We start from the raw sequence: 1510 nt of genomic DNA, 5'->3' as shown, positions 1-1510 counted from the left end.
GTGTTTTTCAATTTTGGCTTATAATATTCCTGTTTAAAAATGCTGACATCGCCACGGGGGAGTGATAAAGCACTGCGCAGATCATATTTTTCCTGCAATGAAAAGGTGATGTTATGAGTATGATACAGTGGGTATTTCTTATTCAGGGTATTATCGCTTTCGGTCTGGCCGGTTGCGTTGCCTATGTTGTCCTGAACCGCAAACGCTGAGAACAGCCCTGTGCCAGTCGCATTCTTAAAGCAAATGAGTGACGGCACCCGCAATTTCAGCGGCTTAATATGTGACGGGGCTGATTTATCCGGTCAGGATTTATCGGACTGTGTTTTCACAGAATGCATATTTACAAATTGTAATTTCAAAGCCGCAATCCTTACTGAAACGCAATTCAACAAATGCCGTTTCAGTGGTGCGAACCTGTCCAATATTGACGGCAATAGCGCACAATTTTACGATTGCGATCTCTCCAATACATTCTGGAGCCGATCCAATCTCAATGGCGTGAAATATTCACGCTCCAAACTTACCGGTGCGGATTTCACTGATTGCAGCCTGATCGGCACTGATTTTGAAGAATGTTTGCTGATTGCAGCTTTTCTGCCGCGCGCGTCATTTCGCAATAAAACTCTGACAAATATGGATTTCAGCGAAGCTGATCTCAGAGAATGTGATTTCCGCGATACGGTTTTTCACGATTGCCGGATGCGCGGCGCCACTTTACGGCTGAGCAAATTCAAGGGCGCTGATCTGCGTGGTTGCGATCTGGGCAGCCTGACATTTCACGATGCCACTGTGCTCAAAGGTGCCATCATCTCAAAAAGTCAGGCAACGGATATTCTCAGTGGCATCGGTCTGCTGGTTCTGTAAAGACTATTTCTCAAGCACAGCAACAATTTCAGCAAAGCCGCGTTTTTTAGCGTGCTGAAGTGCTGTTACGCCTTCATTGTCAGGGATAGAAAGATCGGCACCGGCGGCTTTCAAAAGCTTTACAATTTCTACGTGAGCAGGCCCGCCATCGCTCAGGATTACGGCTTCAATCAGCGCAGTCCAGCCGAGACGATTGACATGATCGACATCAACACCGGCCTCAATCAGCGTGCGCACCGTTTCCACATGACCGCGCTCGGATGCCGGAATAAGTGCCGTACCGCCAAAGCGATTGGTGCTTTTCAGATCAGCACCATGGCTCAAAGTCATTTTCAGAATTTCCAGATGGCCGCGTGCTCCGGCATAGAGATACGGGCTGTCCTGTATCATGTCTTTGGCATTCACATCGGCACCGGCATCAATCAGAACTTTAGCCGCTTCGATCTGATTATTATGGGTTGCAACCAGTAATGCAGTCTGGCGGTGGTCGTTGCGTGTATCAGCAGTGACGCCATCTTTCAGCAGGCTCTGAATAGTTGCGACATCACCGGTGGCAGCGGCATCCAGTAATTTGCGTTCTTTGCTGGCTGAGGCGGACATGGCAACTCCCGTGATTGTCAAAATAAAACCGGCAATAAGCAGAGTG

At 48.3% G+C, this 1510-nt stretch carries 2 protein-coding genes; one reads left to right on the top strand and one right to left on the bottom strand.

The features are described 5' to 3' along the window. Window positions 1-243: 243 nt before the first annotated feature. Window positions 244-864, top strand: a complete 621-nt coding sequence (locus A918_RS0114565) for a pentapeptide repeat-containing protein (protein WP_022711769.1) — start codon at window positions 244-246, stop codon at window positions 862-864. Between the two features lie 3 nt (window positions 865-867). Here A918_RS0114565 and A918_RS0114560 read toward each other — a convergent pair whose 3' ends face one another. Next, window positions 868-1464 carry an ankyrin repeat domain-containing protein gene (locus A918_RS0114560; RefSeq protein WP_051139061.1) on the bottom strand — a complete coding sequence of 199 codons (597 nt, stop codon included), beginning with the start codon at window positions 1462-1464 and terminating at the stop codon, window positions 868-870. Window positions 1465-1510: the final 46 nt, after the last annotated feature.

Source organism: Pseudochrobactrum sp. AO18b (genome assembly GCF_000409565.1).
In the GTDB taxonomy this organism is placed as follows: domain Bacteria; phylum Pseudomonadota; class Alphaproteobacteria; order Rhizobiales; family Rhizobiaceae; genus Pseudochrobactrum; species Pseudochrobactrum saccharolyticum.
The sequence above is the reverse complement of the archived record's forward strand: the minus strand, read 5'-3'. Positions and strand labels throughout refer to the sequence as shown.

Bases quoted from the DNA above. Each gene is read 5' to 3' on its own strand.
- A918_RS0114560 (WP_051139061.1), bottom strand. From the start codon at position 1,464: ATGTCCGCCTCAGCCAGCAAAGAACGCAAATTACTGGATGCCGCTGCC.
- A918_RS0114565 (WP_022711769.1), top strand. From the start codon at position 244: ATGAGTGACGGCACCCGCAATTTCAGCGGCTTAATATGTGACGGGGCT.